Below are 21656 nucleotides of genomic sequence, written 5' to 3'. Positions count from 1 at the left end.
ACAAGAATTCGCAATCCCTCAAGCAATGGCGGCACTTGGCAATCTCTCCTCAATTCTTGCAGCATCGGGTACAGTGACTCCAGTCAACCGCATCGCGGACCTTGGGGGATCGGTCAGGCCTTAATCCGAAAAGTTCGCCCACCGGCTCTACTCCACAAGCGAGCTTCGAATTCGCCTCAGTGGAGTGTAGCGAGTCATGATCGCTATTTGCTATCCTGTCATTTAAAAAAGACATGCCATCGGCAGCGGAACCGCGGCCTTGCAAAGGCGTAGCACTCAGTCTCTGGCAAGAGACTTTCGAAAGAGGGATCGAAATGTCTGGCCAGAATGGTCGTTCGTTTTCCAGCCGTCAGTACCCATGCGAGATCTGCCCGCTTCGGCCATTGCCGGTGTTCCGGGAATTCGAGAAGCAGGAGCTTGCCTATGTCAGCATGTTCAAGAAGGGCGAACTGGCCGTCGACAAGGGCGCCACAGTGCTGGTCGAAGGCAGCCAAAGTGCTCATCTCTACACCGTGCTTTCGGGCTGGGCCTTCCGCTACAAACTATTGTCGGACGGCAGGCGCCAGATCCTGAACTACTCCATGCCCGGCGATCTTATCGGGCTGCAGGGCAGCCTGATGGGCGAAATGCAGCACTCGGTCGAGGCGCTGTCGCCCATGCTGTTGTGCGTCTTCGAGCGTGAAAACCTGCACGAGCTCTACCGCAACCATCCGGGCCTTGCTTACGACATTACCTGGCTGGCGTCGCGCGAGGAGCGCATGCTGGACGAGAACCTGCTCAGCGTCGGTCGGCGCACGGCGGTCGAGCGCACCGCCTATCTCATTGCCTTCATCGCCAGCCGCGCGGCGGCAGTCGGGCTCAACGGCAAGGCGCCGGTGCAAATCCCGATTACCCAGCAGCATGTCGCCGATACGCTCGGCCTGTCGCTGGTCCACACCAACAAGACGATCCGCAAGCTCATCGATCGCAAGCTGATCGCCTGGCGCGACGGCGGTTGCGAAGTGATCGACGGGGAGGGGCTGAAGGATCTCGCGCGCTGGGAGGGCCTAAGCGAAGGCCGTCGGCCACTGATCTGACAGGCAGGCCTCCATCTGGGGCTGGACTCGCACTTGCAAACACCCTTTCATGGATACGGTCTCCGATTTCGGAACCATGACGTGTGTCGGGCGTTTGAAGCCAAGCAAACGCAAGGAGTTTAGAATGGCAACTGCCGCAGGAAAAACCGCCAACGAAAGTCAGACGAACGCCGACCTGGAAGCCGACATTCGGCAGTTGAAGGCGGATATCGAAAAGTTGACCAAGCAATTGGCCAAGACCGGCGAACATGGTTACGGCACGGCGCGGCGCGCTGCTGCCGAAGGCGTCGACCAGTTGCGCGCGCAGGGCGAAGCCGTCTTCGACAGCCTGCGTGGCAACGCCAAGGATCTTGAGGCCCAGATCACGGCCAATGTGCGCGAGAAGCCGGTCACTTCACTGGCGATCGCGGCCGGCGTCGGCTTCCTGTTTGCGCTTCTTGCCCGGCGCTAGTTTCGACAGAGATGGGCATGCTGGCACCGCTTATCTCGGCCTTGGCCTCGGGTGAAGCCATTGCCGCCATGCGCCGCGCGCGCACGGCGGCAATCGTCTACGGGCTCGCCGCCGTGGCTGCCCTGTGCGGCCTCGGGTTTCTCCTGGGGGCGGCCTACATCTGGGCGGCTGACCGTTATGGCTCGATGGCCGCCTGTCTTGGCTTCGCCGCTGGTTTCCTGGTACTGGCCGGGCTTATCGTGCTCATTCATCAACTTGCGGCTGGAACGCATGCACGCCGACGTGCGCGAAGGCGCAATGCCGACCTGAAGGCGCTCGGTATCACCGCGGCGCTTGCCGTGCTGCCGGCCTTGCTCAAGGGGAAAGGCGGGAAGGGCGTCATTCTCGGCCCGATGATCGCGCTCGCGGCCTATGCCATCTACCGCGAGAACGTCAAGCCGGATCCGGGCGATCCAGACAGCGAAGCCGACTAAAGCGCGTCGCGCTGATACGCTGTTCCCGGGAAAACCGCTTCGCACTTCTGGAATCGCTTTTAATGCATGTCGCCCAGAAGTGTGCCGCGGTTCTGGGACAACGACATGCATCAAAACAAAGACTTAAAGCGCGTCGTATGAATCCGTTTCAGCGTGACGCGCTTTAGGCCGGCAGATCTTCAAGCGGCATCGATATTTCGGCGAACACGCCTTCGCTGCGGAATTCGTGGGTCACTTCGCTCGACAAAACCTTGGCGAGGCTGCGGCGGATCAGGATAGAGCCGAAGCCCTGGCGTTCCGGCGGGTCGACTTTCGGCCCGCCGCTTTCGCTCCAGGTCAGCACAAGGCGGCGCGCGCCTTTCTTGCCCGCCGCCTTCCAGTCGACATCGACCTTCCCCGAGCCAACCGACAGCGATCCGTATTGCAGCGCGTTGCTGGCCAGTTCGTGCATGATCAAACCGAGCCCCACCGCCTGGTCGGGCGAAAGCAGCAGATCCGGACCGGAGATCACGATGCGCGGCCGTTCTGCCGAATCGAACGGCTTGACCTCGATCTGCATCAGTTCGCGAATACCGATGCCGCGCCATTCGCGATCCGACAGCAGGTTATGGGCAGCGCCCAGCGCCTGCAGCCTGGCGCCGAAGGCTTCCAGGAATTCGCTTGGGCGGCGAGCGTGGCGAACGGTCTGCGTCGCCAGCGCCTGCACCGTCGCCAGCGTGTTCTTGACCCGATGGTTGAGCTCGCGCAGCAGCAGCCTTTGCCGGTCCTCGCCGAGCTTGCGTTCCGAGATGTCGTAGTTGACGCCAAAGATCAGCGTCGGCTTGCCTTCGCCGTCGCGCTCGATGACGCGGCCGCGGGTGACTATCCAGCGCGGCGGATCGAAGCCTTTGACCCGGTATTCGCCGAAATAGTCGTCGCTGCCGGTCAGGGCATCGCGAAAGCGCGTCTCGGTCTGGTAGACGTCGCGCGGGTCGATGGCGGCCAAAATGTCGCGCGCCCGCAGCCGGTTCGAACGCGGCAGGTTGAACAGCTCCGACAAACGCACGTCGCATTCGATCATGTCGGTGCGGATATCCCAGGCCCAACTGGCGAGCGAGGCGGCATCGAGCGCTATGCCTCGGCGCTTTTCCTCCTGCGCCAAAGCAGCCGTGGCAATGGCGCCGCTGCGGGTGGCGTCCTTGAGGGTAAACAGGCTGGCGGCGAGGCTGGCCAGCGATTTCAAATGATCGAGCGCGGCAGCGGACGGAAGTTCATGCGGCTCCCGGTCGAGTACGCACACCGTACCGACGCGCGCGCCGGCGACCACCATCGGCGCGCCGACATAAAAGCGGACATGGTGTTCGCCGGTGACCAGCGGGTTGCGGGAGAAGCGAGGGTCGATGCTGGCATCCGGCACCACCATGGGCTCGTCGCCGGCGGCAATGGTATGGGCGCAGAACGATATGTCGGTCGCGGTTTCGGTCTCGTTGAAGCCGACACAGGATTTGAACCACTGTCGTTCGGTGTCGAGCAGCGTGACGAGCGCGATCGGCGCCCGCATCACGGCGGCGGCAAGGCCGGTGATGCGATCGAAGTCGGGATCGGAGTCGGTGTCGATCGCGTCAAGCCCGTGCAGTACGGCAAGCCGCTCCGGCGCCGCCACGGCGCGGCGGACCTCAACCGGCAAACCAGCCTGCTTCGCCACCTTGCTATCCACCAAGCCCCCTCGCTTGCAGGCCCCACCCGCGGTGGCGCGCATCTTGCGCGGCCGTCGCGCGCCGGAACTTTTGTAGCAAGCAATCGTTACCCCACCATGTTTCGCCGGCGATGGTTTCATCGACCATGCCGGTTGCACGACAGGAACGCCGCCAATGACCAAGATCGCCCCTGAAAACAAAGCCCGTCAGGGGCGCTGGGGTTGGCACGGCCTGCGCATATTGGTCGCCGCGTTGCTCCTGGCTTTTATTGCTTGGGGAGCGGCCGAGATTTATGGCCAAAAGATAGATCCAGATACCCCTGAAAGCCAAGGGCAGCCCACCGGCCAGACCGCGCCGGCCAACCAGAGCTCGCCAGCCGGCGAGGGGCAGTCGGGCGGCTAGGGTTTTCCGCGTCATTCGTAATCGCATCAGGCGGCCTTCGCCTGGGCGGCTTGCGCCGGAACCAGGACGTTCAGTGCGCCAGGGTGGATCTGGATTGTCGTTTCGCGCTCCAGCTTGACCAGTTCGCCGTCGATGACGGCGCCGAATTTCTTGCTCCCGGTATGGATCTTCACGATTGCCTTGTCGGCCTGATGAGTTTCGACATGATCGCTGTCGCGCCACCTGCCTCGAGCCATGTCGAAGAGCGCCCTGACCAGCTCGCCACGCTGCCGCGCCACGGTGACATAGATGCCGAGCACGCCGCCGGCAGGATTGTCGGCATAAGGCAGATGGCCTTCGCCAAACAGATTGTTGGAAATGCCGATGCCGCTGATGCGGGTCACGATCTCGGCTTCGCCGACCGTCAATGTCACCTTCATGGCGGGAGGATTGTTGATCGTCGTCCAAGCGGCCTTGGCCGAAGCGCGAATCTTTCCCAAGCGCGAGGCGAATTCCATATTGTCGCGCAGCTTCACCATCCTGGCGTGCAGGCCGATCGAGAACTGATGCACGAACGGCCGGCCATTCGCGCTCGCGATATCGACCGCCATGATCTCGCCGTCGGCAAAGGACTTCAGCGCGCCATCGATGGTCTGCGGAATTCCAAGGCCGCGGGCGAACAGGTTCATTGTTCCCGCAGGCAGGACGGCCAGCGCCTTCTTGCCATTCATCAGCCGCCCCGCGGCGGCCGAAATGGTGCCGTCGCCGCCACCGGCCAGCACGACGTCGATGTCGCGCCGCGCGGCGACCTTGTCGAGCGCCGCGACAATCTCCTTGCCGGCGACGATGTCGATCTCGATGGAGTGACCAGCCGCCTCGAGCGTCTGGCGCATCCGGTCGGTTAGCGCTGAAAGATCGGTGGTCCGCAAGGTGCCGCCGTCCCGGTTCAGCACCGCTGCAAATCGCATGCCCCACTCCGTATTCTTTTTAGCGGCCGGAATGCCAGCCGCAGGCTGAAACGGGCAAGCTTGGCAAAGGTTCCATCGGCCGGGCGGGAATGTCGGGCGATTCCGCGGACTTGCCCAGGGTATTTCGATGCTGCCGTTTTTTCGGAACAAGCGCCTTGTCACAACGTTGTGATCCCATTGGAGGCGCCGCCTTCGGTCTCCCGGCAAGTGGTTTGCCGATTGCGGCGCGCACGAGATCACGCAAGAGGAGACTTAATCATGATCCGCACACTGTTCGCGACGACCGCACTCGCAACGCTGATCGCTACCGGTGCGTTTGCGCAGTCAACGACGACCCCGGCGACGACCCCAGCGCCGGCTGAAGCCCCTGCCACCATCGCGCCGGCGCCGCAACAGGCCGACGGCGCGCTGATGACCAATATCATCGGCGAGTCGGTGTACAATGGCACTGGCGACGATGCCCAGAAGATCGGTGACGTCAGCGACGTCGTCCTCGATGAAAACGGCCAGGCGAAATCCGCCATTATCGGCGTTGGCGGCTTCCTCGGCATAGGCAGCAAGAACGTCGCCTTTGACTACGGCAAGTTGCAATGGGTCGAGAGGAATGGTGACCGCTGGCTCGTCGCCGAGACAACGAAAGAAGCGTTGACGGCGCTGCCCGACTTCGACCGCAAGCCTTACGATCCGGCCTCGGCGCCTGCTTCCACGGCGCAGAACGACCCGCAGAAGCCGGTTGATCTCAACGCCGCGCCGTCAGAACCGGCGGTGAAACGCGCTGACGGCAATCTCGCAACCAACATCATCGGCGAGAATGTCTACAATGGCACTGGCGACGATGCCCAGAATATCGGCGACGTCAACGACATCGTGCTGACCAAGGATGGCAAGGCGCAGTCGCTGGTGATCGGCGTCGGCGGCTTCCTCGGCATGGGTGAAAAGAATGTCACCTATGATTTCGCCAAGGCGCGGTGGGCCGAAAAGAACGGCGATCGCTGGCTGGTGGCGCAGACGACCAAGGAGGAACTGCAGGCGCAGCCTGATTTCGACCGGAAGCCCTATGATCCGGCGCCCGTGACGACAACCTCCGACGCGACGCAGCCGACTGCTCCGGCTGCCCCGACGGCCGTTGCACCGGCTGACAATGCTCAGCCAGCGGACAAGACCGCGGAAGCTCCGGCCGGGACAAAGGCTACCGATCCGACGCAAACGGCAGCGATCGACAAGTCCACATTGACCGAAATGCCGGTCGGTAACATCAGAGGCGACGACCTGAAGGGCACCACCGTCTATGGCGCCAACGACGCCAAGGTCGGCGAGATCGGCGACGTCGTGCTCACGCCCGACAGCAAGCCGGATGCCGTCATCATCGATGTCGGCGGCTTTCTAGGCATCGGCGCCAAGGAGGTCGCGGTCGGCATGGACAAGCTCAAATTCATGACCGACAAGGACGGCAACAAATATCTCTACACCAACTTCACCAAGGAGCAGCTGCAGGCGCAGGCCGCCTATGACAAGGGCAGCTATGCTGAGAAGCGCGACCAGCAGCGGATGATGGTACAGTAAGGGAATAGGCAGTAGGGATTAGGCAGTAGGCGAAAAACCAAGCGACTAGGCATCAGGCCGCCGGAAACATTCTGCTGCCTGCTGCCTCCTACTGCCTGCCCACATACCCCACCACCCCCTGGCCCGTCAGCTCTGCAAGCGCCAGCGACTGGTCGAGATGCTCGGCGCGCCAGGCAAGCAGCCGCTCGGCAAATTCAAGCCGCACGCTGAGATAGGCCGGGTCGGCGGCAACGTTGGCCAGTTCGCCCGGATCCTTCTCCATGTCGAAGAGCAGCGGCGGCAGGCCGCCGCCGAAATGCACGTATTTGAATTTTTCCGTACGGATGACGGCGAGGTTGCACTGGCGCGAGCCGATGCCGAAATGCCGTTCGGCCTCACCGCTGGCAATCGAGCGGAAGTCGAACTCCCAATGCGCCGCGTCGCGCCAATCCTTAGGCGGTTCATCTTGCAGGAACGGTTTGAGCGAGCGGCCGTCGAGACGCAGCTGGGCGTCGGCGTCAAGCAGATCGAGCAAAGTCGGAAAGATGTCGACTGCCTCGGTGAAGTGGTTGACGATCGAGCCGGCTGCATTGCCGCGTCGTGGGTCGCGCACGATCAATGGGATGTGATAGCTGCCGTCGAAGAAGCCGCCTTTGCCCAGCATGAAATGGTCTCCCATCATCTCGGCGTGGTCCGAAGTCAGCACGATGATGGTGTCATCCCATCCATTCGCCGCCTTGATCGCTTGCCAGATGCGGCCAAGCTGCGCGTCGACCTCCGAGATCATGCCGTAATAGATCGCGCGGATGGCCCGGATGTTGTCCTCGCCCCAGTCGCGCACGTGGCCGTCGGTGCCCGGGCGGAAGCTTTTCCGCTTCTGGCGGCCAAGATCATATGCCAGATAGGGATGGCTCTCAGCTTCCACCTGCCAACTTTCCTGGCGGCGGAAGGCGGGACCATCGGCTGGATCATACATAGTGTTGTAGGGCTGCGGCACGACAAAGGGCGGATGCGGGTTGATGAAGGAGACATGCGCGAACCATGGCGCATCCTGTTCGTCCAGCCAGCGAATGAATTTGCCGGCAAGAAAAGCGGTCGGCGTCTCGTCCCTGGAATAAACAGGCGGCGCATTGGTCACGGCGCCGCTCGCTTCCCCGCCCACGGGACGGTGAATGCCGGGAGAGCCTGCGCTGGTGTCGACGCCACGTGCCTTCAGCCATGACAGCCATGGTTTCTGATGCTCAGGCAGGAGCTGGCGCACGCTGAAGCCGGGCAGCACGCCCTCATAGCTTTTCAGCCGGGGATCGCCCGGCGCCATCGTGCGCGGATCGGGCGAGACGTCGGTGTAGCCGAACAAAGTCGGATCATAGCCGAGGGCGCGGGCCGAAAGCGCCATGTTGCCGTGGCGGGCGTCGAGCGGCGTGCCGTTGCGGCAGACGCGATTGTTCATCTGGTAAAGGCCGGTATAGAGGCACGCGCGGGCCGGCGAGCAGGGCGCCGCGCCGCCGTAATGCCGCTTGAAAAGGACGCCTTCGGCGGCGAGCGCATCGGCATTCGGCGTCTTCACCACGGCATGGCCGGCAGCCGACAGGCAATCGCCCCGCCATTGGTCGCAGGAGATGAATAGGACGTTCGGTCGTCTGCTTTTCGCGGCCAATGCTCTATCCTGTCACGTCGGGAAGACGTTCAATGAACCGGAATTTGGCTGCGGCGCAAGCCTGTCGGTCTTGCTTAAATGGTGAACGAAAATTTCCTGCTGTTCACTATTGGGATACAGTCCATTCTGAGATTGCCGCCTTTGCCATTGCCGGGCGGCCCCTCATATAGGCGTGGACAGCGGCAAGGGCCGCAAACCGAAGGGAAGGAGCAAGACAATGCTCGACCAGATCAAGGGCCTGCATCACGTGACGTCGATGGCCGGCGATGCGCGCCAGAACAATGATTTCTTCACGCACAAGCTCGGCCTGCGCCGGGTCAAGAAAACCGTCAACTTCGACGCGCCAGATGTCTATCACCTCTATTATGGCGACGAGCACGGTACGCCCGGCTCGGTGATGACCTATTTTCCGTTCCCCGACATTGCCAGGGGCCGCCACGGCGTCGGCGAGGTCGGTACCACGGCCTATTCGGTGCCGGCCGGCACGCTCGGCTATTGGGAAAAGCGCTTCGCCGATGAAGGCGTTGCGGGTGTCTCCCGCGAAGAGACGTTCGGCGAGAAGCGGCTGGCCTTCGCCGGTCCCGACGGCGACGGTTTCGCGCTGGTCGAAGACAAAGCGGACAGCCGCGCGCCATGGTTGAAAGGCGGCATTCCCGCTGATGAGGCGATACGCGGCTTCCACTCGGTCTCGCTCAGATTGAAGGATGGCGGCGCCACGGAAGAGCTGTTGAAGTTCATGGGCTATGAGCAAGTGGACAAGTCCGGCAGTGTCAGCCGGCTCGCCATCAAGAACGGCAACGGCGCTGATGTCGTCGATATCGAATCGCTGCCTACCGCGGGCTTTGCCAATCTCGGCGCCGGCTCGGTCCACCATGTCGCCTTCGCGGTGGAGAACCGCGCCCAGCAACTCCAAGTGCGCAAGGCGCTGATCGATACGGGTTATGGCGTAACGCCGGTGATCGACCGCGACTATTTCTGGGCGATCTATTTCCGCACGCCGGGCGGCGTGCTGTTCGAAGTCGCCACCAATGAGCCGGGCTTCGACCGCGACGAGGACACCGCCCATCTCGGCGAAGCCCTGAAACTGCCGACGCAGCACCAGCATCTGCGGCCCTATCTTGAAGAGCATCTGCAGAAGCTGGAAGGCTGAGACGATGAGCAAGGAAGCTTACATCCATAAGGCGCTGCCGGGTTCGCCCGGCGGCCCGCTGCTCTTCGTCTTTCACGGCACCGGCGCGGACGAGAGCCAGCTGCTGTCGCTCGGGCGCGACCTCGCGCCACAGGCGACGATCGTATCGCCGCGCGGCGATGTTTCCGAGCATGGTGCGGCGCGTTTCTTCCGCCGCACCGGCGAGGGCGTCTACGACATGGACGACCTCGCGCGGGCGACCGCCAAGATGGCCGGTTTCATCAAGGCGCAGGTGGCAGCGGCAAGGCCATCTTCGGTCTTGGGTCTCGGCTATTCCAACGGCGCCAACATCCTGGCGTCCGTAATGTTCGCCGCGCCCGAGCTGTTCGATGCGGCGGTGCTGATGCACCCGCTGATCCCGTTCGAACCGCAGGTGCAGGGCAGCCTTGCCGGACGCCGCATCCTGGTCACCGCCGGCAAGCGCGACCCGATCTGCCCGCCCAACCTGACATCCCGGCTGGAGGCCTATTTGCGCGCCGATGGCGCCGATGTCACAGTGGAGTGGCACGATGGCGGCCACGAAATTCGACCAAACGAGATCGAAGCGGCGAGGCGGCTTTTTGCCGATGCGCCGGTTGAAGGAGCAAGCGATGCCTGACGAATTGCCTGAGATCGAACTCGAGGACCGCGGCTCGAAGGGACGTTATGTGCTGCGCGGACCCGGCGGCGCCGAGGCGGAAATGACCTTCACCAAGGTCGGCGAGCACCAGATCATCATCGATCACACCGAAGTGCCGGACGTGTTTCGCGGCCAGGGCGCCGGCCTTCGGCTTGTCACACGCGCCGTCGAGGACGCGCGGGCAGTGGGCAAGAAGATCATCCCGCTCTGCCCCTTCGCCAACGCCCAGTTCCGCCGCCATCCGGAATGGGCGGATGTGCTGAAGCAATAGACCTTTTTCCCTTCTCCCCTTGTGGGGTGAGTTGCCGGTCGCCGAAGGCGAATTCATCGTGCCGGTGGCACGATGAAAGGCCGGCGAACGCCGGGACGCTGCGAAGCAGCGGGGACCCGGCAGGTGGTCGGAGTCGCTCAGCCACAAGAGCGAACGCCTCTCTGGCATTTGCGCAGTTCGGCCTTCTTGCCTAAGTACACAGTTCGCTGCGGTTCGTCCGCTCCTGCCAACTGACCGAATGGCTTCCTGATGACCGAATCCGATCTCGTCCCCGTCTTCGACGGCCACAACGACACGCTGCTGCGACTGTACCAGTCGAAAGACACCGACGTCGAAAAGCTGTTCATCGAGGGGACGCAGGGCGGTCATATAGATCTGCCGCGCGCCAAGAAGGGCGGCTTTGCCGGCGGCATGTTCGCGATCTTTCCACCGCCGGTCGAGAAGAGCAAACGCTCTGCGGTGCCGCCGGCGCCGAGCGACAATGAGCCATTGCCGCCGGAACTGCCACGCGCTGATGCGCTCAATTCCACCATCGGCATGGCCTCGATCCTGTTTCGGCTGGAGCGAGCGGGGGCGCTGACCGTCTGCCGCAGTGCCGGTGACATTCGCGAGGCGATGGCGAAAGGTTCGATCGCAGCGGTGTTTCACATCGAAGGCGTCGAGGCGATCGATCCCGAACTTACCTTGCTCGACGTGCTCTACGAAGCCGGCCTGCGCTCGCTCGGCATTGTCTGGAGCCGACCCAACGCCTTCGGCCATGGCGTCCCGTTCCGCTTTCCGTCGTCGCCCGATACCGGACCGGGGCTGACCGATGCCGGCAAGGCGCTGGTCAAGGCCTGCAATCAGCTCAAGATCATGGTCGACCTGTCACATCTCAACGAAAAGGGCTTTCGCGATGTCGCCGCGCTCAGCGATGCGCCGCTGGTCGCCACTCATTCCAACGTGCATGCGCTGTGCACCCATTCGCGCAACCTGACGGACTGGCAGCTCGGCGCTATCCGCGAGACCGGCGGCATGGTCGGGCTCAACTTCGCCACCGGCTTCCTGCGTGAAGACGGACGGATGAATTCGGACACCAGCCTCGACATCATGGTGCGCCATGTCGACTCGCTGCTGCAGGCGCTGGGCGAGGACGGCGTCGGTCTCGGCTCGGATTTCGACGGGGCGATGATTCCGGCCGTCATCGGCGACGTTGCCGGTCTGCCGAAGCTGATAGATGCGCTGGCCGCGCGCGGTTTCGGACGCGCGTTGATCGAGAAGATAGCCTATCGCAACTGGCTGAGCGTTCTCGAAAGAACCATAGGCTGAGGCTTAAGCGCCCATGCGCTTCAGCCAATCCTGGCCGCCGCGATCCCTGATCATCGGCAGCGGGTTCTCCCAGTCGAGCCGCGCGCAGATGCGGTAGACTTCGAGCGTCTCGGCGCTCATTTCGCCGCGCTTGTAGAAGTACATGGCGGCGGCATAGCGGGCGCGACCCGACCATTTTTCGCCGAGCGGCGTGTTGACCAGCTGCCACTGTTCGGCGGCTTCCGCCTCATCATCCGGTTCGTCGGCCATGATCAGAAATCCGCCGGCGGATTGGCGGTGCGGCGGTCGAGCTTGATGAAGGGACGGGCCACCACCTTGGCCCGCTTCATCAGCTTCTGGTACTGCAACTCGCGCATTGCGTAGATCTCGACCCAGAGGTCTTCGACCATCCTATCACCATAGGGACGCGTCAGCGAGGCGATGGCGATATTGCGCTTGGCCATCGGCGACCACATGGCGGCGCTGACCAGCCCGACCTCCTGATGCTTCTTGTGATAGACGATGGCGTGTTCGGCCGGGATGTTGCCTTCGATCTCCAGCCCGACCAGCACATGGCGCAGCTTGCGTTTAGCGCGCGCTTCGAGCATGGCGCGGCTTCCATTGAAATGGCCTTTTCCCAAATCGACCATAAAGCCCAGACCGATCTCGTCCGGCATGCGCAGACGGTCGGCGCGAATGGCATGCTCGGCGGTGGTGAAGTCGGCATTGGCGACGATGAGGCCGGCTTCCAGCCGGGCGCGGTTGAGGGCGGCGTAGCCGATGGCGCGGATGCCGCGCAGTTCGCCTGCCGTCATCAGGCGGTCCCAGAGGCTGAGCGCTTTTTCGGCCGGCACGAACAGTTCGTAGCCGAGATCGCCGGTGAAGCCGGTGCGCGAGATGGTGATAGTGCCGCCATCGTGCGGGAACTCGGCGAGATCGAACACTTTGAGTTTTTCAACGCCGGCAAAGCCGGCCTCGCGCAGCACGGCGAAGGAGGTTGGGCCTTGCAGAGCGAGACCAGCGACGCTTTCAGTCTCTTCTTCGACGGTCACTTCGAAACCGATGGCGCTGTCGAGCAGCCAGGGCAGGTGCCGCTCCTGCGAACACAGGCGGAAGCGGGTCGGCGACAGCCGGAACAGCGTGCCGTCATCGAGGACAAAACCTTCGTCGTCGCACCATGCGGTGTAGTGGACGCGGCCCGGTTTCAGCTTGGTGACATCGCGCAGCGTGACGCGATCGAGGAAGGCTTCGGCATCCGGCCCCTCGATGCGGTATTTGGTCATCGGCGAGATGTCGAACAAAGCCGCCTGGCTGCGGATGGCGAAATATTCGAGTTCCTCGTCCCACAGCGAACGCGGCGCGCGATAGCCGGCCCAATTGTACCAGTCCTGAGTTTTGGCCAGCGCATCGATGCGCGGCTGGAACGGCGTGCCGAGACGCAGTGTGCGGAAATGCGACTGCGCTGTGGTGCGGGCGGCGTTGTTGATCGGACTCGTCATGACGGCATTCCTTCGCCGTAAAGTGCGGCGTTGACTGGCTGAAACATCAGATCATCCCTTCATCGCGATGATGCGCCGCGCCGCATTCAAACCGGGAGCACCCGAAACGCCGCCGCCCGGATGCGAACCGGCGCCGGCCAGGAACAGCCCCTCGATCGGCGTGTCGTAGCCCGACCAGCCGGAGACGGGCCGCGACATCAACATCTGGTCGGCCTGCAATTCGCCGTGGTGCCAATGGCCGCCCGGCATGCGGCAATTGGCTTCGATATCGGCTGGCGTCAAAAGCTCGGCATGCAGCACGGACTTGCCGATACCGGGGGCGTACGCTTCGAGTTGCGCCATAACAGCCTTGAGGAATTTCGGCTTGCCGGCATCCCAACCCTCTTTCAGCGCATAAGGCGCGTATTGCACGATCGCCGACAGCACGCAGGCGCCGCTTGGCGCGAGCGACGGGTCGGAGAGCGACGGCAGTGTGATCTCCATCACCGGTTCGGCTGAGAACTCGCCATATTTTGACGGGTTGAAGGCGCGCTCGACATGGTCGGCCGAGGGCGCGATGACCAGACGGCCCTTGTGATTATCGGCGCCGACGCCGGAAAATTGCGGTTGCCGTTCGAGCGCCAGATGGAGCTTCGCCGCGTCGCCCCTCATGCGGATGTTCTTTACCTTGCGCACGAAACCCGTGTCGATCTCGCGCGGGCCGACGAGATCGAGCATGGTCGTCGCCGGGTTGATGGCGGAGACGATCGTTCTGGCGTGCAGCACCTCGCCGCCGTCGAGGGTCACGCCGAGGGCGCGCCCTTTCTCGACGACTATTCTGGCCACGGGCGCTGCCGTGCGGATGGTGACGCCGGCTTTCTCCGCCGCCGCGCGAATGGCGGCAACGACCGCACCCATACCACCTTTCGGCAGCATCTGTGCCCCGGCCGCACCGTCAGTCTCGCCGGCCAGCCGGTAATAGAGGCCAAGCAGCGAGGTCGGCGAACGCGGGCCGAGGTGGCTGCCAAGCGTGGCGTCGAAGGCAAGCAGGCCCTTCAGCCTGAGATCGGCAAGCTGTTCGTCGAGCAGGTCGGCGACGTTCAACAGGAGCACCCGCAGGAAATCGCGCATGTCTTCCTTGCCGAGCTTTTTCAGCGCCACGGCCGTCTGGCCGAGCGCTGCGGTTTCAAGCAGCGACATGCCACCGAGATCGGGCGGGCGCCGCGACAGGAACGGTTTCAGGATGCCGGCATAGCGCATGAGTTGCGCGCGCAATTCCTTCCAGGCGGACTGCTCGGACGGAGTGGAGCCGGTCAGCACTTCGCCATAGGCGCCATGCAGGACAAGCGGCGGGCCGTCCTTCGCCAAGGCGACCGACGGCATGAAGTCTGTACGGGTGACCTGCACCCCGTGTTTCTCCAGCTCCAATGTCTTCACCACGTCGGGGTGCAGGCGGTTCAGCACATGCGCGATCGAGGAGACCCGAAAACCCGGCGCAAACTCTTCGGTGCGCGCCGCGCCGCCGACATCGCCAGCGGCTTCCAGCACCAGCACCTTGCGGCCGGCCTTGGCCAGCGTGGCGGCAGCGACAAGGCCGTTGTGGCCACCGCCAATGATAATGGCATCAAATGACGTCATGGGCCGGGCTCATATGGGAGGTCGATTTGGCGAGGTCGCGCAGGATCTCGGCTGCCGCATTGCGGCCGGGTGCGCCCATGACGCCGCCGCCGGGATGTGTCGAGGAGCCGCACATATAGAGCCCGCCGACCGGCGAGCGGTATTGTGCGTAGCCCGGCACCGGCCGGTTGAACAGCAGCTGGTCGAAGGTCAGCTCGCCCTGGAAAATATTGCCTTCGGTCAGCCCAACCTCGGCCTCGATCTCGCGTGGCGTGCGCACCTCCATATGGACGATGCGGTCGCGGAAGCCTGGCGAGTATTCCGCGATCTGCGCAACCACGCTTTCAGCGAAACCGTCGCGGTCGGCATCGGTCCAGTCCTGGCCATTCACCTTGGGCGGCGCGTACTGCACGAAGCAGCTCATGAAATGCTTGCCCGGCGGCGCCATGGTCGGGTCGAGCGTCGTTGGGATGACCATGTCGAGGAATGGGTCGGCCGACCAGCGACCGGCCTTCCAGTCGTCATAGGCGCGCTCCATGCGCTCCATGGAATCGGTGAAATGCATGTCGCCGCGATAAACGGGTAAATCCTTCGGCAGTGCCGGGAATTCCGGCAGAGAATCCAGCGCGATGTTGACCTTGCCGGAGGAGCCGCGGATCTTGAAGTTCCTGACCCGCCGCAGGAAAATGTCGGGCAGTTCCTTCTCCTCGACCAGTTTCAGGAATGTGCGTTTGACGTCGGCGTTGGAGACGACGAGCTTGCCGTAGACCTCCTCGCCGCCGGCCAGCACCACGCCCTTGGCCTTGCCTCGGCTCACCAGCACATGGTCGACCTCGGCGCCGGTGCGGATAGCGCCGCCGGACGCCTTGAAGGAAGCGGCGAGCGCCTTCGTGACGGCGCCCATGCCGCCGCGCGCATAGCCCCAGGCGCCGACCGAGCCGTCGACCTCACCCATATAATGGTGCAGCAGCACGTAGGCTGTGCCGGGCGACATCGGCCCGAGCGCGGTACCGATAATGCCGGACAAAGCGAAGTTCGCCTTGATGACATCGGTCTCAAAATATTCGTCGAGGAATTCCGAGATCGACATGGTCCAGAAGCGCAGCGTCAGCGCCATTTCTTCTGATGACAGGCCGACGAATTTCTTGCCGAGATAGAGAAGCTCTCCGAGGTCGCGCGGCTTGAGACTGGCCGGGTCCGGTGCGGTGCGCATCAGCAGCGGCTGGATGAAACGGCACTGCCGCGTCACGTCGCGCGAATAGCGGTCATAGGCCTCCGCGTCGCGCCTGGAGAAGCGGGCGAATTCGCGCCGGTGCGCATCGTGGTCACGGTAGTTGGCGAGGTAGTCGCCGTCGCGGGTGAACACGGCGCCGCCTTCATAGGAAATAACCTGCAAGCCGAAACGCGGCAGTTCGAGGTCGCGCATGATCTCGGGGCGAAACAGCGAGCAGACATAGGAGCAGTTGGAGTAGAGGAAGCCCGGCGTCAGCTCGCGGCTGGTGGCGGCGCCGCCGACCCAGTCGTTCTTTTCCACCACCAGCACGTCGAGCCCGGCGCGTTGCAAATAGCAGGCGTTGACCAGGCCGTTGTGTCCGCCGCCGATGACGATCGCATCCCAAGCTTTCATTCGCGCCCAGCCTTCATGGTGCTCGACCCTTCATTTTCGCGTGATTTGTCGCCGAATGCGCGGAATTTGGCACGGCAGCGGCTATTCTGTCCAGCCATTCTGAATGAATGTTCAACAAATGATATTGCGTTTTCCTGTTAATACGCTACGCTTTGCCGGCATTCGAACCTGCGCAATTCGGCTGACGGGACTTAAGGTCTGATGATCGAAACGGCAGATGGCGAGCCGGAATATGACGACGCCGCGATCCGCTTCCTCGAGGCGCTGTGGGCCGAGGGCTATCTGTCGCCGGGCGGACCAGACGAGGTCGACCGGGTGGTCGAAGGGCTGTCGCTCAGGGGCAAGACGATCCTCGACATCGGCTGCGGCTCCGGCGGCATCGCGCTGCATCTGGTGGAGCGCCACGGTGCTGCTCATGCCACCGGCTTCGACATCGAGCGGCCGGTGATCGAGGCGGCCAGAAAGCATGCCGCTGCACGAGGGCTTTCAGACCGCGCCAGCTTCGTCCAGGCGCCGCCGGGGCCGCTGCCTTTTGCCGACGCTTCGTTCGATGTCGTCTTCTCCAAGGATGCGCTGGTGCACGTGTCCGACAAGGACGCGCTGTTTGCGGAAATCTTCCGCGTGCTGAAGCCGGGCGGCGTCCTTGCCGCCTCCGACTGGCTGATCGGCCATGACGGCGAGCCGTCATCTGAGATGAAGGCCTATGTCGCGGCCGAAGGCCTGTCCTTCGCCATGGCCTCGCCGGCACGCTATGCGCAAGCGATGCGCAGCGCCGGCTTTGCCGATGTCACTGTGAAGGACCGCAATTCTTGGTACCGCGAGGTCGCACGCGGCGAGCTGGAAAGGCTGAAAGGCCCGCTCTACGAGACGGCGGCAGTCGCGGTCGGAGCGGCCTATGTCGACAAGAACATCAAGACCTGGGAAGCCATGCAGAAGGTGCTTGACAGTGGCGAGCACCGTCCCACTCATCTTCGCGGGTGGAAGCCGGCTGTGGTGGGATAGCCGGCAATGTGGAGCATGACGGCACCGATGAAAGCTGCAGCGCGCGAAGAGCGATCCTCCGACACGTCTGGAAAAACCGAGCCGGAAAAACGCGGCCGCAAGGCGTCGAAGGAGGTCAGGCAACAGCAGCTGATCGAAGCGACCATCGATTCGCTGGCCAAGCGCGGTTATTCGGAAACGACGATGGCCGATGTCGCTGACGGCGCCGGCCTGTCGCGCGGCATCGTCAACTTTCATTTCGAGAGCAAGGAGAAGCTGCTCGTCGCCACGCTGGCCTATATGGCCGACGAATATGCGGCGCATTGGCGCGTCGCGCTGACCAAGGCCGGCGAGGATCCAGCCCGGCAGCTGCGGGCGCTGGTCGCCGCCGATTTCGACCGTTCGATCTGCAACAAGCGCAAGCTCGCGGCGTGGTGCGCGTTCTGGGGCGAGGCCAAGTCGCGGCCGACCTACCAGGCGCTGTGCGGCGCGCGCGACGCGGCCTACCAGAAGATCTTCATCGACCTCTGTGCCACGCTCAAGCAGGGCGGTGGTTATGGCTATGAGCCGCAGGTCATGGCGCTGGCGCTCAGCGCCATGCTGGAGGGCTTGTGGCTGCGGCTGATGATGGGGACCGAGGACGTCACCCGTGAGAGCGCGCTACAGGCGGCAAACGAATTCCTGTCGGCCGCCTTTCCGAAGCACTACCCGCCGGACAGCGGACGTTGACAACAACCGGCGGATCCAAGCCGGAGCGAACAATCAGAAACAAAGAGGATGGAACAGCATGAAAAGAATAGCCCGACGCCTGACACTGACATTGGCGCTGACGGCGACGCTGGCTGGTTCGGCCGCGGCGATTGCGGTCCCCGCCGACAAGGACCTGATCGTGTTCGACTGGTCCGGCTATGAGGACCCGAGCTTCCACCCCAAATATGTCGAGAAGAACGGCGACTCGCCGACCTTCGCCTTCTTCGGCGACGAGGACGAAGCCTTCGAAAAAGTGCGCTCCGGCTTCAAGGCCGATCTTGGTCATCCCTGCTCGCAGAGCGTGACAAAGTGGCGCGAGGCGGGGCTGCTGCAGCCGCTCGACACCTCGAAGATCACCGGCTGGAAGGATCTCAATCCCGGCATCATGGCGATGAAGGATCTGGCCACCACTTCGGACGGCAAGGCCTGGTTCATGCCGTGGGACTGGGGCAACACCCAGCTCACCTACAACTCCGACAAGATCGACGCGAAGGATGTGCAGTCGCTGAAGGCCTTCGCCGATCCCAAGTTCAAGGGGCGGGTCTCGATCGGCGACAATGTCGACGACGCCTATGCGCTGGCCAGCCTTGCCATGGGGCTCAAGGACTGGACCAAGATGACGGACGACCAGTTCAAGCAGGCGTCCGACTTCCTGCGCCAGGTGCACAAGAATGTCCGCTCCTACTGGACCGATACCACGGACGTCGTCCAGTTGCTGAGCGGCGGCGAGGTCGATCTCGCCTGGGCATGGAACGATGCCACGGTACAATCCGTCGCTGCCGGTGTGCCGATCAAGTCCAAGAAGGATACGGACGAAGGCATCTCGACCTGGGTCTGCGGCTACGTGCTGTTCAAGGACGCACCCGGCAATGTCGACAAGGCCTATGACTACCTCAACGCGATCAACGATCCCGAGACCGCCAAGGTGCTGGTCAAGGACTGGGGTTATGGCCAGGCCAACGCCAAGGGCATGGCCGGCGTCGACCCGGCGATCCTGAAAGAAAAGGGCTATGACGATGTGCAGAAATTCGTCGACAAGACCCTGTTCCAATCGCCCGTGCCGTCGTCGCTCAAGCTCAAGATGATCGCCGAATTCGAGAAGATCAAGGCGGGGTACTAAAGCTCTGTCCGGCTTCCTCCGTCTGCCTGTCAGTGCGCCGGGCAGACGGTCTCGCCAAGGCCGCTGAAATTCCGTAACGTCGCCCGGCCGCTTTTCGCGATGAGGAGTTTCGCGCCATGAATTCCATGCTTCGCCGCCTTGCTCTTGCTGCCGCCCTTACGGTCGGCGCAGGCGACGTGCTTGCTTATGCCGAAGGCGGCGGAGACCTCGTCGTGTTCGACTGGTCGGGTTATGAAGATCCGTTGCTGCACCCCGACTACACCGCCAAATACGGCGCCGAGCCGACCTTTGCTTTCTTCGGCGACGAGGAGGAAGCGTTCCAGAAGATGCGCGCCGGCTTCAAGGCCGACATCGCCCACCCCTGCTCGCAAAGCGTGACCAAGTGGCGCGCGGCCGGCATTCTGCAACCGCTCGACACCTCGCGGATCGCCGGCTGGAAGGATCTCAATCCCGGCATCATGGCGATGAAGGATCTCGCCGTCACCGCCGACGGCAAGGCCTGGTTCATGCCGTTCGACTGGGGCAACACTTCGCTGCTCTACCGCACCGACAAGGTCACCGCGGAGGAAGCGCAGTCGCTGAAGATTTTCGCCGATCCCAAATTCAAGGGCCGCGTCACCATCGGCGACAATGTCGATGACGCCTATGCGCTGGCCAGCCTGGTCATCGGCCTCAAGGACTGGACCAAGATGACCGACGCGCAGTTCCAGGAGGCGTCCGCCTTCCTGCGTGACGTCCACAAGAACATCCGCTTTTACTGGACCGACGACACCGACCTCAACCAGGCCTTTACCGGCAATGAGGTCGACCTCGTCTGGGGCTGGAATGAGACCTTCGTGACGCTCAAGGGCCAAGGCATGCCGATCGCCATGAACCGCGACACCAGGGAAGGCATATCCACCTGGGTGTGCGGCTATGTGCTGATGAAGGATGCGCCGGGCAAGCTCGACCAGGCCTATGATTTCCTCAGTGCGGTCAACGCGCATGCCGTGTCCGATTACTTGGTCAAGACCTTCGGCTACGGCCACGGCAACAGCGCCGGGATGGCCGCGATCGACCATCAGGTGCTGAGCGACCGTGGCTTCGACAATCTCGACAAGTTCTTGGACAAGACGCTGTTCCAGCAGCCGGTGCCGCCTGAGCTCAAGCAGCGCATGGTCACGGAATTCGAGAAGATCAAGGCCGGCTATTGAGCGACAGGACTGAAAGAACCGATGTCGTCATCGTCGGCGCCGGTTTCACCGGCCTGTCGGCTGCGCTTGAGCTCAGAAAGGCCGGCATCGATGTCGTGCTGCTCGAGGCACGCGACCGCGTCGGCGGCAGGGTCGAGGCTATTCGCAACGGGCTTGGCGAGCGCATCGACAGCGGCGGCCAGTTTTTCTGCGAAGACATGCCGGAGGTGACGGCGCTGGCCGCGTCCCGTGGCAAGGCCTTCGTCGAAACCTATGTGAATGGCGATTTCATCACCCATCCATCGCTGTCGGTCGAAGAGGCCGAACGGACCTATCATGGCGCGATGGCAATCCGCGAGCGGATGAATGCGATCGAGCCGGACGATCCCTCGATCGCCGGCATGAGCGCTGCCGCCTGGCTCGAACGCCAGCATGATCCCACTGACGCCAAGACGGCTTTCCGCTCGATGATCGAAGGCCTGTGGTGCCTGGCGATGGACAAGGTGCCGCTGTGGTACCTCATCGACAATGACCGCCGCATCACCAACGAGGTGCCCGAGCTGCAATATTCGCTGCTCGAAACCATGCAGTCGCTGGCCGAGGACATGGCGGGAGATCTCGGCGACAGGGTTTGGCTGAACGAGCCGGTTACGCGCATCGAGCACGGGCCGCAAGGGGTTCGTGCCGTCTCGGCAAGCAGCGCCATCGAAGCGCGAAAAGTGCTGGTCGCGCTGCCGCCGGCGACGGCCGCGAAGCTGGATTTCGCGCCCGCTCTGCCGCCGGCTCTCGCAAAGGCGCTCGGCGTCTGGGAAAGCGGTGCGGTGATCAAGATCCTGGTGCGCTATCCCACGCCGTTCTGGCGCGAGCGCGACCTGTGCGGCATGGTGATGTGGCGCGACCTGCCGGGCCTGTTCGCCTGTGACGCCAGCAAGGATGCGCAACATGCCGCGCTGGTCGTCTTCGTCGGCGGACCACTGGCGTTGCGTTGGCGTCCGCTCGCGGACGCGGCGCTGCGTGCGGAGGTCACGGCAAGGCTCGTTGATGCCCTTGGCCCGGAGGCGGCCGATATTATCGATTTCAGCCAGCGCGACTGGATCGATGACCGCTGGAGCGGCGGCGCCTACAGCGACCTTATTGTCGATGTGACGGCAAGGGATGCCGAGCGCACGATCCGTGCCGGCGCAGATCCTGTTCATTTCGCATCGTCGGAACTGTCGCCGTCATTCCCGGGTTATGTCGAAGGCGCCATCGTGATGGGGCGGATCGCAGCCAAACAGATCGCGACGGAACTTAAAATTCTTAGTGGAGCATGATCTTATTC

The 21656-nt window shown here is 63.2% G+C and carries 21 protein-coding genes; 14 read left to right on the top strand and 7 right to left on the bottom strand.

All coding sequences use genetic code 11. The features are described 5' to 3' along the window. Positions 1-314: 314 nt before the first annotated feature. The 3 genes from ACYG9V_RS01195 (at position 315) to ACYG9V_RS01185 (ending at position 2000) form a co-directional block, all read left to right on the top strand. Positions 315-1076: a Crp/Fnr family transcriptional regulator gene (locus tag ACYG9V_RS01195; RefSeq protein WP_023670093.1), complete on the top strand. Its 762-nt coding sequence runs from the start codon at positions 315-317 to the stop codon at positions 1074-1076. Between the two features lie 124 nt (positions 1077-1200). Beyond that, the gene (locus tag ACYG9V_RS01190; protein WP_023670092.1) at positions 1201-1527 is read left to right on the top strand and encodes an ElaB/YgaM/YqjD family protein; all 327 of its coding nucleotides are present in this window, start codon (positions 1201-1203) and stop codon (positions 1525-1527) included. An 11-nt stretch (positions 1528-1538) separates the two neighbouring features. Continuing rightward, positions 1539-2000 carry a hypothetical protein gene (locus tag ACYG9V_RS01185; RefSeq protein WP_023670091.1) on the top strand — a complete coding sequence of 154 codons (462 nt, stop codon included), beginning with the start codon at positions 1539-1541 and terminating at the stop codon, positions 1998-2000. Positions 2001-2163: 163 nt separating this feature from the next. On the opposite strand, the gene ACYG9V_RS01180 is transcribed toward ACYG9V_RS01185, so the two are convergent. Then, entirely contained in the window at positions 2164-3738 is a 1575-nt protein-coding gene (locus ACYG9V_RS01180; RefSeq protein WP_460222065.1) for a sensor histidine kinase, read from the bottom strand. 112 nt (positions 3739-3850) lie between these two features. Here ACYG9V_RS01180 and ACYG9V_RS01175 point away from each other — a divergent pair, with 112 nt between their 5' ends. Continuing rightward, entirely contained in the window at positions 3851-4078 is a 228-nt protein-coding gene (locus ACYG9V_RS01175) for a hypothetical protein (protein WP_023670089.1), read from the top strand. 26 nt (positions 4079-4104) lie between these two features. Here ACYG9V_RS01175 and ACYG9V_RS01170 read toward each other — a convergent pair whose 3' ends face one another. Beyond that, the gene (locus ACYG9V_RS01170; RefSeq protein WP_023670088.1) at positions 4105-5025 is read right to left on the bottom strand and encodes a diacylglycerol/lipid kinase family protein; all 921 of its coding nucleotides are present in this window, start codon (positions 5023-5025) and stop codon (positions 4105-4107) included. A 258-nt stretch (positions 5026-5283) separates the two neighbouring features. On the opposite strand from ACYG9V_RS01170, the gene ACYG9V_RS01165 reads away from it, so the two are divergent. Next, positions 5284-6588, top strand: coding sequence for a PRC-barrel domain-containing protein (locus tag ACYG9V_RS01165; protein ID WP_023670087.1), 1305 nt, complete (start codon positions 5284-5286; stop codon positions 6586-6588). Between the two features lie 88 nt (positions 6589-6676). Here the strand turns inward: ACYG9V_RS01165 and ACYG9V_RS01160 are convergent, their stop codons facing one another. Then, positions 6677-8224, bottom strand: a complete 1548-nt coding sequence (locus ACYG9V_RS01160; RefSeq protein WP_352765107.1) for an alkaline phosphatase family protein — start codon at positions 8222-8224, stop codon at positions 6677-6679. Positions 8225-8441: 217 nt separating this feature from the next. Here ACYG9V_RS01160 and ACYG9V_RS01155 point away from each other — a divergent pair, with 217 nt between their 5' ends. The 4 genes from ACYG9V_RS01155 (at position 8442) to ACYG9V_RS01140 (ending at position 11611) form a co-directional block, all read left to right on the top strand. Then, entirely contained in the window at positions 8442-9374 is a 933-nt protein-coding gene (locus ACYG9V_RS01155; RefSeq protein WP_023696420.1) for a VOC family protein, read from the top strand. Between the two features lie 4 nt (positions 9375-9378). Next, positions 9379-10011 (top strand): alpha/beta hydrolase, encoded by a 633-nt coding sequence (locus ACYG9V_RS01150; protein ID WP_023727286.1) that lies wholly within the window; start codon positions 9379-9381, stop codon positions 10009-10011. Beyond that, the gene (locus tag ACYG9V_RS01145; protein WP_023683956.1) at positions 10004-10303 is read left to right on the top strand and encodes a GNAT family N-acetyltransferase; all 300 of its coding nucleotides are present in this window, start codon (positions 10004-10006) and stop codon (positions 10301-10303) included. The genes ACYG9V_RS01150 and ACYG9V_RS01145 overlap by 8 nt, the downstream gene beginning before the upstream one ends. Before the next feature lie 249 nt (positions 10304-10552). Then, complete coding sequence (locus ACYG9V_RS01140) at positions 10553-11611, top strand: dipeptidase (protein WP_023715013.1); 1059 nt, start codon at positions 10553-10555, stop codon at positions 11609-11611. 3 nt (positions 11612-11614) lie between these two features. Here ACYG9V_RS01140 and ACYG9V_RS01135 read toward each other — a convergent pair whose 3' ends face one another. Genes ACYG9V_RS01135 through ACYG9V_RS01120 form a run of 4 tightly spaced genes read right to left on the bottom strand, consistent with a single transcriptional unit; the run spans position 11615 to position 16312 of the window. After that, complete coding sequence (locus tag ACYG9V_RS01135) at positions 11615-11860, bottom strand: hypothetical protein (protein WP_023711677.1); 246 nt, start codon at positions 11858-11860, stop codon at positions 11615-11617. Positions 11861-11862: 2 nt separating this feature from the next. Then, a complete protein-coding gene (locus ACYG9V_RS01130) occupies positions 11863-13089 on the bottom strand; it encodes an aminomethyltransferase family protein (protein WP_023711678.1) in 1227 nt (408 codons plus the stop codon). Between the two features lie 51 nt (positions 13090-13140). After that, a complete protein-coding gene (locus ACYG9V_RS01125) occupies positions 13141-14706 on the bottom strand; it encodes a phytoene desaturase family protein (protein WP_352765106.1) in 1566 nt (521 codons plus the stop codon). Continuing rightward, the gene (locus ACYG9V_RS01120; RefSeq protein ID WP_460221894.1) at positions 14693-16312 is read right to left on the bottom strand and encodes a phytoene desaturase family protein; all 1620 of its coding nucleotides are present in this window, start codon (positions 16310-16312) and stop codon (positions 14693-14695) included. The genes ACYG9V_RS01125 and ACYG9V_RS01120 overlap by 14 nt, the downstream gene beginning before the upstream one ends. Positions 16313-16513: 201 nt before the next feature. Between ACYG9V_RS01120 and ACYG9V_RS01115 the strand changes: the two genes are divergently transcribed. The 5 genes from ACYG9V_RS01115 to ACYG9V_RS01095 all read left to right on the top strand — a co-directional run bounded on the left by ACYG9V_RS01115 (position 16514) and on the right by ACYG9V_RS01095 (position 21648). Continuing rightward, on the top strand, positions 16514-17314 hold the full coding sequence (locus ACYG9V_RS01115; RefSeq protein ID WP_352765105.1) for a class I SAM-dependent methyltransferase: 801 nt from the start codon (positions 16514-16516) through the stop codon (positions 17312-17314). Between the two features lie 27 nt (positions 17315-17341). Continuing rightward, complete coding sequence (gene betI, locus ACYG9V_RS01110; protein ID WP_023690120.1) at positions 17342-18022, top strand: transcriptional regulator BetI; 681 nt, start codon at positions 17342-17344, stop codon at positions 18020-18022. Positions 18023-18080: 58 nt separating this feature from the next. Beyond that, positions 18081-19163 carry an ABC transporter substrate-binding protein gene (locus ACYG9V_RS01105; protein WP_460221893.1) on the top strand — a complete coding sequence of 361 codons (1083 nt, stop codon included), beginning with the start codon at positions 18081-18083 and terminating at the stop codon, positions 19161-19163. Between the two features lie 116 nt (positions 19164-19279). Continuing rightward, positions 19280-20356, top strand: coding sequence for an extracellular solute-binding protein (locus ACYG9V_RS01100; RefSeq protein WP_352765103.1), 1077 nt, complete (start codon positions 19280-19282; stop codon positions 20354-20356). Further along, entirely contained in the window at positions 20353-21648 is a 1296-nt protein-coding gene (locus ACYG9V_RS01095) for a flavin monoamine oxidase family protein (RefSeq protein ID WP_352765102.1), read from the top strand. The genes ACYG9V_RS01100 and ACYG9V_RS01095 overlap by 4 nt, the downstream gene beginning before the upstream one ends. Positions 21649-21656 lie beyond the last annotated feature (8 nt).

The organism is Mesorhizobium sp. W016 (assembly GCF_054719485.1).
Note: the sequence above shows the minus strand (reverse complement) of the source record. Positions and strands in the feature narration are given on the sequence as shown.

What these genes read in the sequence shown, in the direction of transcription:
- ACYG9V_RS01195 (WP_023670093.1), top strand. Translation starts at nt 315, where the DNA reads ATGTCTGGCCAGAATGGTCGTTCGTTTTCCAGCCGTCAGTACCCATGC.
- ACYG9V_RS01190 (WP_023670092.1), top strand. Translation starts at nt 1,201, where the DNA reads ATGGCAACTGCCGCAGGAAAAACCGCCAACGAAAGTCAGACGAACGCC.
- ACYG9V_RS01185 (WP_023670091.1), top strand. Translation starts at nt 1,539, where the DNA reads ATGGGCATGCTGGCACCGCTTATCTCGGCCTTGGCCTCGGGTGAAGCC.
- ACYG9V_RS01180 (WP_460222065.1), bottom strand. Translation starts at nt 3,738, where the DNA reads ATGCGCGCCACCGCGGGTGGGGCCTGCAAGCGAGGGGGCTTGGTGGAT.
- ACYG9V_RS01175 (WP_023670089.1), top strand. Translation starts at nt 3,851, where the DNA reads ATGACCAAGATCGCCCCTGAAAACAAAGCCCGTCAGGGGCGCTGGGGT.
- ACYG9V_RS01170 (WP_023670088.1), bottom strand. Translation starts at nt 5,025, where the DNA reads ATGCGATTTGCAGCGGTGCTGAACCGGGACGGCGGCACCTTGCGGACC.
- ACYG9V_RS01165 (WP_023670087.1), top strand. Translation starts at nt 5,284, where the DNA reads ATGATCCGCACACTGTTCGCGACGACCGCACTCGCAACGCTGATCGCT.
- ACYG9V_RS01155 (WP_023696420.1), top strand. Translation starts at nt 8,442, where the DNA reads ATGCTCGACCAGATCAAGGGCCTGCATCACGTGACGTCGATGGCCGGC.
- ACYG9V_RS01150 (WP_023727286.1), top strand. Translation starts at nt 9,379, where the DNA reads ATGAGCAAGGAAGCTTACATCCATAAGGCGCTGCCGGGTTCGCCCGGC.
- ACYG9V_RS01145 (WP_023683956.1), top strand. Translation starts at nt 10,004, where the DNA reads ATGCCTGACGAATTGCCTGAGATCGAACTCGAGGACCGCGGCTCGAAG.
- ACYG9V_RS01140 (WP_023715013.1), top strand. Translation starts at nt 10,553, where the DNA reads ATGACCGAATCCGATCTCGTCCCCGTCTTCGACGGCCACAACGACACG.
- ACYG9V_RS01135 (WP_023711677.1), bottom strand. Translation starts at nt 11,860, where the DNA reads ATGGCCGACGAACCGGATGATGAGGCGGAAGCCGCCGAACAGTGGCAG.
- ACYG9V_RS01130 (WP_023711678.1), bottom strand. Translation starts at nt 13,089, where the DNA reads ATGACGAGTCCGATCAACAACGCCGCCCGCACCACAGCGCAGTCGCAT.
- ACYG9V_RS01125 (WP_352765106.1), bottom strand. Translation starts at nt 14,706, where the DNA reads ATGACGTCATTTGATGCCATTATCATTGGCGGTGGCCACAACGGCCTT.
- ACYG9V_RS01120 (WP_460221894.1), bottom strand. Translation starts at nt 16,312, where the DNA reads ATGAAAGCTTGGGATGCGATCGTCATCGGCGGCGGACACAACGGCCTG.
- ACYG9V_RS01115 (WP_352765105.1), top strand. Translation starts at nt 16,514, where the DNA reads ATGATCGAAACGGCAGATGGCGAGCCGGAATATGACGACGCCGCGATC.
- betI (WP_023690120.1), top strand. Translation starts at nt 17,342, where the DNA reads ATGAAAGCTGCAGCGCGCGAAGAGCGATCCTCCGACACGTCTGGAAAA.
- ACYG9V_RS01105 (WP_460221893.1), top strand. Translation starts at nt 18,081, where the DNA reads ATGAAAAGAATAGCCCGACGCCTGACACTGACATTGGCGCTGACGGCG.
- ACYG9V_RS01100 (WP_352765103.1), top strand. Translation starts at nt 19,280, where the DNA reads ATGAATTCCATGCTTCGCCGCCTTGCTCTTGCTGCCGCCCTTACGGTC.